The sequence below is a fragment of the Streptomyces griseicoloratus genome (assembly GCF_014534645.1).
GTDB classification, from domain to species: Bacteria; Actinomycetota; Actinomycetes; order Streptomycetales; family Streptomycetaceae; genus Streptomyces; species Streptomyces griseicoloratus.
In genome coordinates, this window is sequence record NZ_JACVQF010000228.1 from 61,623 (window position 1) to 69,246 (window position 7,624).

Here is a 7,624-nt window from a genome sequence, read left to right on the forward strand (position 1 = left end):
CCGATGCCGCCGACCCGCTCAAAGCCCTCGCTCCCGCCTGTCGTCCTGTCCGTGCGCCGCGCTCTCCGGCCGCGGATCGTGCGCCTCGACGGCCTCGATCCCGTCGTAGGCCGCCAGCGCCTCGCGGGCCGCCTGCCGGGCGCTGTCCGCCAGCTCCGGCGGCGAGACGATCCGGCCGTCCCGCCCGAGCCTGAGCGCCAGCCGCCTCAGCGACGCGGGGTCGGGCGTGCGCAGGGTGATGCGCAGACCGCCGTCGGCCAGCTCCTCCGCACTGTCGTGCGGGTAGTACTCGGCGACCCAGCGCCCGCCCGGGCCCACCTCCACGACGACCTCCGGGTCCTCGGCGGCGGGCTGCACCAGCCCCTCCGACAGGTCCCGCAGCTCCACCTCCGGCGGCGCGGACGGCTCGTCCAGGATGCGGATCTCCGCGACCCGGTCGAGCCGGAAGGTGCGGCGCGCCTCGGAGCGGCGGCACCACGCCTCCACGTACGTGTGCCCGACGCTGACCAGCCGGATGGGGTCGATCTCCCGCTCGGTGACCTCGTCGCGGGCCGGCGAGTAGTAGCGGATCCACAGCCGGCGGCGCTCGGAGATCGCCCGGTCGACGTCGGCGAAGACGCCGCCCTCGGCCTCGAAGGTCACGGACAGGCGTGAGCTGGCACCCGCCGCCTCACCGGCCGCCGTCTCGACCTTGGCGGTCGCCCGCAGCAGCGCCTGCCGGTCGCTCTCGCGCAGCCCGGGCAGGGTCGCCACCGCGCGGGCGGCGACGAGCAGCGCGGTGGCCTCGTCGGCGGCCAGGCGCAGCGGCTCGGCGGCGTCGGCGCCGAGGGCGGCGGGGTTGTGCCACCAGATGCGCTCGCCGTCGGTGTCGATGTCGAGCAGATCGCCGCCGCGGAAGCTGGTGCCGCACATGGGCAGCACGTCGAGGTCGGAGACCAGCTCGTCCTCGCTGATGCCGAAGGCGCGCGCGACGTCCTCGATCCGGGCGCCGGGGCGCTCCCGCAGATACGTGACCAGGGAGAGCATCCGCCGGGTCTGGTCGATGGCGTTCACGGGCCTGACCGGTTTGCCTGCCACTGTGTTGTCCGCTCCCCCTCAGCCCTTGGCGACGGCACGCAGCCGGTCCACCACGTCCGCACGCAGCTCCGCAGGCTCCAGGACCACCACGTCCGGCCCGAACTCCACCAGCCAGGCGTCCAGGCCGTGCCCGTACGGAATTTCCAACTCGTCCCAGCCGTCGCCCAGTTCCCGCACGGCGGTGGCCCTCGCCCGCAGCGGGTAGCCCGCGCCCGAGCGCAGCCGGATCAGCGCGGAGCGGTCGGCGGTCTCCCCCGCCCAGCTCGCGACCGTCTCACGGACGGTGACGACGTCCGGCACCGGCGCCGTGAACCGGCCGCCGCGCGAGCGCACCTTGCCGGTGATCCTCGACAGCCGGAAGACCCGCTCGGCGCCACGGCCGCGGTCGAACCCGGCCAGGTACCAGTGGCCGCGCCAGCACTCCAGCGCCCACGGCTCGACATGGCGGGGCTCGGGCTGGGCGGCGTTCGCCTTGCGGTACTCGAAGGCGACCGGACGGCGGTCCCGGCAGGCCAGCATCAGCGGCTCGAAAGCGGCCTCGTGCACGGGGATGCGCGGCTCCAGCGCGCCGTGCGCCTCATACGGGTCGACGTCCTCGGGCAGCCCGGCCGCGCGCAGCTTCTGCAGGGCACCGCTCGCGGCGCCGGCCAGCCGGGCCTGCTGCCACACCTTCGCGGCGAGCCCGAGGGCTGCGGCCTCCTCGGCGTCCAGGGTGATGGGCGGCAGGCGGTTGCTGTCACGGCGGGCGAGGTAGCCGACCTCGCCGTCCAGGCTCTCCACGGTCTCGATCACGAGACCCAGTTCCCTGAGGTCGTCCTTGTCCCGCTCGAACATGCGGTTGAAGGAGTCGTCGGACCCGGCCTCCAGGTAGGCCTCGATCGACTCGCGCAGCTCGCGCTTGCTGAGCGGCCGCCGCGTCCCGAGCAGACACAACGCCAGGTTCATCAGCCGCTCGGCCTTGGCAATGGCCATCGACGCCCTTCGCCTTCCCTATGGTGCTTCCGACCGATGACCGTACCGCTCTCCGCCGCCGCGGCAAAAGCCGAGGGCCCATGCCGGACAGGCACGGGCCCCAGGTGATCGGCTCCGATCAGACCGCGAGCAGGTCGACCACGAAGATCAGGGTCTCACCGGGCTTGATCGCCGGGGTCGGGCTCTGGTTGCCGTAGGCGAGGTGGGCGGGGATGGTCAGCTGGCGGCGGCCGCCGACCTTCATGCCCTGCACGCCCTGGTCCCAGCCCTTGATGACGCGGCCGCCGCCGAGCGGGAAGCGGAACGGCGTACCGCGGTTCCAGCTGGCGTCGAACTCCTCGCCCGTGCTGAAGGCGACACCCACGTAGTGGACGGTGACGGTCTGGCCCGCCTTCGCCACCTCGCCGTCGCCCTCCCAGATGTCCTTGATCTCGAGGTCCGCCGGGGGCTCGCCGCCGGGGAAGTCGATCTCGGGCTTGTCGATGCTCACGTTCGTTCAGCTCCTGCTTGTCTACGGAAAGGCAACAGGCCAAGTCTTACATCCCCGGGCCGTCACATCTTCGCGAGGATGTCGACGGAGAAGACCAGCGTGGAGTCCTTCTCGATGCCGCTGCCGGGCGGCGGGTTCTCTCCGTAGCCCAGGTCCGGGGGGATGACGATGAGGACCCGGCTGCCGACCTTCTTGCCGGTCAGGCCCTGGGACCAGCCCTTGACGACCTGCTGGAGCGAGAACGACGTCAGCTGCTTCCTGCCGTACGTCGAGTCGAACTCCTTGCCGCCGTCCCACACCACGCCCTTGTACTGCACGAGCACGCTGTCCTGGGCGCCGACCTCGGCGCCGTCGCCCTCGATGACGTACTTCGCCACGAGCTTCTTCGGCGCGGCGGCGTCGGGCACCTCGATGGAGGGCGCCTTGCCGTCGGTGTTGGTGCCGACCTTCGGCAGGGCGGCGTCGTCCTGCGGCACCTCCTCGCCCTTCGCGGAACTCCTGGCGTTGAAGGTCTCCTGCAGATCGACCACGAAGACCAGCGTGTCGGAGCCCTTGATACCCGCCTGCTCGTTGCCCTGCTCGCCGTACCCCCAGGTGGGCGGGACGGAGAACAGCACGCGGCTGCCGGTCTTCTTGCCCGTGAGCGCATACCGCCAGCCGTCGATGATGCTGCCCGGGGCGAGCTGGATGACCAGCGGGGTCTTGCGGTCGTAGGAGTTGTCGAAGACCTTCGCGCTGCTCCAGATCTGACCCAGGTAGTTCGCCATGACGAAGTCGTTCTCCGCCACCGGCCTGCCGCTCCCGGCGATGACCGTCTTCACCGCGAGCTGCTTGGACGGGTCACCGCTGCCCTTGGCGACGGTCGGCTTCTCGCCGAACTGCGTCCCCGCCGTGATGGCCGGCAGCGGACCGTCGACGATCTTCGGCGGCGGCGCGGCGGACGTGGCCGGCGCGGAGGGCGATGCGGTGTCGCCGGCGTTGCTCGAGCCGGAGTCGTCACCGCATGCGGCGAGCGTGACCATTCCGGCGGGTACGGCGATGAGAAGTGAGCGTCGGCGCACGGTGGGGGCCTCGTAATCGGTATCGGTCGATCTTGTGTGTTCGCGTGCGCGCAACTCTACGGCGTGAGAAGGGCGCCGCACGGAAAACGTACGGCGCCCGTGTGGCGTTCCGGCCTTTCGTGCCCATGGCACGGGTACCGGCCCGCTCGGCTCACATTCCGGCGATCAGCTTCTCCACCCGGTCGTCGACCGAACGGAACGGGTCCTTGCACAACACCGTGCGCTGGGCCTGGTCGTTGAGCTTGAGATGGACCCAGTCGACGGTGAAGTCCCGGCGCTGCTCCTGGGCCCGTCGGATGAAGTCGCCGCGCAGCCGGGCCCGAGTGGTCTGCGGCGGAACGGACTTGCCCTCGAAGATCTTCAAGTCGTTGGCGACCCGGGCCGCTTGGCCCTTCTTCTCGAGCAGGTAGTACAGGCCACGACGCCGGTGGATGTCGTGGTAGGCGAGGTCTATCTGCGCGACCCGCGGATGCGACATGGTCATGTTGTGCTTGGCCCGGTACCGCTCCAGGAGCTTGTACTTCATGACCCAGTCGATCTCCGTGTCGATGCGGTCCAGGTCCTCGCTCTCGATCGCGTCCAGCGTGCGGCCCCACAGCTCCAGCACCCGCTCGACGGTGCCGGTGCGGATGCCGCGGCGCTCACAGAAGTCCACGGCCTTCTCGTAGTACTCGCGCTGCACCTCCAGCGCGGAGGCCTCCCGGCCACTGGCCAGGCGCACCTTCCGCCGCCCGGTGATGTCGTGGCTGACCTCACGGATCGCCCGGATCGGGTTCTCCAGCGTGAGGTCCCGCATCACCGTGCCGGCCTCGATCATGCGCAGCACCAGGTCGGTGGCGCCTACCTTGAGCAGCATGGTCGTCTCGGACATGTTCGAGTCGCCCACGATGACGTGCAGGCGCCGGTAGCGCTCGGCGTCGGCGTGCGGCTCGTCGCGCGTGTTGATGATCGGCCGGGAGCGGGTCGTCGCCGAGGAGACGCCCTCCCAGATGTGCTCGGCCCGCTGGCTGACGCAGTACACGGCGCCGCGCGGCGTCTGCAGCACCTTGCCGGCACCGCACAGCAGCTGCCTCGTCACCAGGAACGGGATCAGGATGTCCGCGAGCCGCGAGAACTCCCCGTGCCGGGCCACCAGATAGTTCTCGTGGCAGCCGTAGGAGTTGCCCGCCGAATCGGTGTTGTTCTTGAAGAGGTAGACGTCGCCCGCGATTCCCTCCTCGTGCAGGCGTCGTTCCGCGTCCACCAGGAGTCCTTCGAGAATGCGCTCGCCCGCCTTGTCGTGGGTGACGAGTTCGATCACATTGTCACATTCGGGTGTCGCGTATTCCGGATGTGAGCCCACGTCGAGATAGAGGCGGGCCCCGTTGCGCAGAAAGACATTGCTGCTGCGGCCCCATGACACGACACGGCGGAAGAGGTACCGCGCCACCTCGTCAGGCGACAGGCGGCGCTGTCCCCTGAACGTGCACGTGACGCCGTACTCGTTCTCCAGCCCGAAAATGCGGCGGTCCATGACTGAACATTACGCCCGATCCCCCGAACTGAAACGGGGTTCGACGGCACGGTTTGGATCATTTTCCGATGAAGCCGCAACGACCTTCCCCCGGGCGGGAGCTGCGAGGACCCGCCCGGTGCAGGCCAGAACCAGCAGCGACACGGCCCCCGCGGCCCCCGGCACGGCGAACCCCCACAGGGCCCCGCCCGCCTCCACGACCGGCCCCGCCAGGCCCGTTCCCACCGAGGCACCCACCGTGAACGTCGTCACCAGCCACGAGAACGCCTCCGTCACCGTCCCCCGCGGCGCATGCAGATCGACCAGGACGAACGCACAGGCGATCGCCGGCGCCAGGAAGACACCCGCGACCACGGTCAGCAGCACCATGGCGAACGCGCCCGGCATCAGCATCAGCGGCAGATAACAAACCGCCAGAAGCGCCACGAGCACCCGCAGTCGCCGGCCCGGCTCACCGGCCCACTGCCGCGCCCCGTACACGGCACCGCCGACGAGCGCCCCCAGCCCCAGAGCGGCCATCAGCCAGCCGTAGACGGCGTCGCCCCCGTGCTCGTCCGCGTACGGCACCGCGGCCACCGTGATGGACCCCAGCGCCATGCCTATGAACAGGAACGCGCCCAGCAGCGCCAGCAGCCCCGGCGAGCGCAGCGCACCCAGCCAGTGCGCCTCGCGCGGCGCCGACCGCCACGCACGCGAGGGCGGCGACACCACCACGGACAGGGCGCCCAGCACACCCACCACGTTCAGCACGAGCAGGGCGGCCTGGGCCGACCACAGCGACACGCACACCGTCACCAGCAGCGGACCGACGGTGAACATGACCTCCTGCGCCACGGCGTCCATCGCGTACGCCGTGTGCACCTGGTCCTCCTTTCGGAGCACACTCGGCCACAGCGCCCGCAGCCCGCCCTCCAGCGGCGGCGTGAACAGACCCGCGGCGGCCACCGCCGCGTACGCGAGCACCGGCGTCCCGACACCCGCGAAGGCGAACACACCCATGGCAAGGCCCGACAGCACGGCGCCAGGCAACTGCACCCGCGGCTGCCCGTGCAGGTCCACGAGCCGCCCCAGCACGGGCTGGCCCACGGCATTGGCGACCCCGTACACGGCCGCCAGCGCCCCGGCCAGACTGTAGGAACCGCCCTCGGCCCGTACGAACAGCACGATCGCGATGGCGGCGGTGGCATTGGGCAGCCGTCCCACGAGCGTGCCGACGAGCAGCCGCGCGGCATGCCGCGCCCGCAGAATCTCCACGTATCCGGAGACCACCGCCGACCACCTTCTTCCCACTGACGTTTTACGTATAACTACTCCCGCCATACGTACCATGTCGGCTGTTCACGAGTCCAGACGAAAGAGCAGGCGAACGGTGGCACGAGGCAGCACCCGCCCCACGAGCCGGGACGTCGCCCAGGCCGCCGGCGTCTCCCAGGCCGCGGTCTCCCTGGTCCTCGGCGACAAGTGGCGCGGACGCGTGTCGGAGACCACCGCGGAACGCGTCCGCGAGGCCGCACGCACACTGGGCTACCGGCCCAACCTCGCCGCCCGCAACCTCCGCCTCGGCCGCACCCGCACGGTGCTCCTCGTGGTACCGGCGCTGACGACGGAGTTCTTCGCGGGCGTCTACACGGGCGCCGCCCGCGTCGCCGCCGAGCACGGCTTCGGAGTGGTCCTCTACCCCTCCCCCGAAGGCATCGGCCCCGCCAGAGACCCCTTCGCCTCCGCCCAGGCCGCCCTCGACGGCGTCATCGCCTCCTCCATGGCCGCCGACGCCCTCACCGCCATCCGCGGCGACCAGCTGCCCCTCGTCATGCTGGACAGCGATCCCGAGGGCAGCCTGGGCGCCGCCACGGTCAACCTGGACATCGCCGACGGCATCCGCCAGGTGGCGGAGCACCTCCTGTCCCTGGGCCACCGCCACTTCGTCCACCTGGCGGCGGACGTCGCGTCCTGGACCTTCGAGGTACGCGCCCGGGAACTGGCCGCACGGCTCGGACCGGTCCTCGGCACCACCCTGCGCACGGTCCGCGCCCCCATCTCGATCGAGGGCGCCGTCACCGCCGCCGAAGCCGCGCTCACGGGCCCGGGGCCCCGGCCCACGGCACTGGTGTGCGACGACGACCAGCTCGCCGCCGGCGCCTACAAGGCGGCCCGCCGGGCCGGGCTCCACGTCCCGCACGACCTCTCGGTCACCGGCCTGGACGACCTCGCCCTGGCCACGGCCATCGACCCCGAGCTCACCACCGTCCACCTGGACGCGGAACTGTTCGGCGAGCGCGGAATGAGAGCACTGCTGGCAGTCCTGGACGGCCGCGCCCCCGAGGCCGGCGACATCCCGGTCAACCTGGTACTACGAGGCTCCACGGCCCCACCACCGAGGTAACGCGGCCCGGACGGGCGTCGCCGGCGTGCGTGCGGGCCGGGGGTGGGTCGCGCAGCCCGGCGCCACCGGGGTGCCGCTGCGCCCACCCGTGCCGCCCTGGGGGTACCTCCCAGGCCGTTCAGGCACTG

At 71.4% G+C, this 7,624-nt stretch carries 7 protein-coding genes; 1 reads left to right on the forward strand and 6 read right to left on the reverse strand.

Annotated elements, in window-relative coordinates:
• Positions 1–18 precede the first annotated feature (18 nt).
• The 6 genes from H0H10_RS33485 to H0H10_RS33510 form a co-directional block, all read right to left on the reverse strand.
• The gene (locus H0H10_RS33485) at positions 19–1,077 is read right to left on the reverse strand and encodes a helix-turn-helix transcriptional regulator (protein WP_188184940.1); all 1,059 of its coding nucleotides are present in this window, start codon (positions 1,075–1,077) and stop codon (positions 19–21) included.
• An 18-nt stretch (positions 1,078–1,095) separates the two neighbouring features.
• A complete protein-coding gene (locus H0H10_RS33490; protein ID WP_188184941.1) occupies positions 1,096–2,049 on the reverse strand; it encodes a helix-turn-helix transcriptional regulator in 954 nt (317 codons plus the stop codon).
• Between the two features lie 118 nt (positions 2,050–2,167).
• Positions 2,168–2,539, reverse strand: a complete 372-nt coding sequence (locus H0H10_RS33495; RefSeq protein WP_188184942.1) for an FKBP-type peptidyl-prolyl cis-trans isomerase — start codon at positions 2,537–2,539, stop codon at positions 2,168–2,170.
• A 62-nt stretch (positions 2,540–2,601) separates the two neighbouring features.
• The gene (locus H0H10_RS33500) at positions 2,602–3,600 is read right to left on the reverse strand and encodes an FKBP-type peptidyl-prolyl cis-trans isomerase (protein WP_188184943.1); all 999 of its coding nucleotides are present in this window, start codon (positions 3,598–3,600) and stop codon (positions 2,602–2,604) included.
• A 151-nt stretch (positions 3,601–3,751) separates the two neighbouring features.
• Positions 3,752–5,113 carry a Pup--protein ligase gene (gene pafA / locus H0H10_RS33505; protein WP_077800466.1) on the reverse strand — a complete coding sequence of 454 codons (1,362 nt, stop codon included), beginning with the start codon at positions 5,111–5,113 and terminating at the stop codon, positions 3,752–3,754.
• Between the two features lie 9 nt (positions 5,114–5,122).
• Entirely contained in the window at positions 5,123–6,382 is a 1,260-nt protein-coding gene (locus H0H10_RS33510; RefSeq protein ID WP_188184944.1) for an MFS transporter, read from the reverse strand.
• Positions 6,383–6,440: 58 nt separating this feature from the next.
• Between H0H10_RS33510 and H0H10_RS33515 the strand changes: the two genes are divergently transcribed.
• Entirely contained in the window at positions 6,441–7,496 is a 1,056-nt protein-coding gene (locus H0H10_RS33515) for a LacI family DNA-binding transcriptional regulator (protein WP_188184945.1), read from the forward strand.
• Positions 7,497–7,624: the final 128 nt, after the last annotated feature.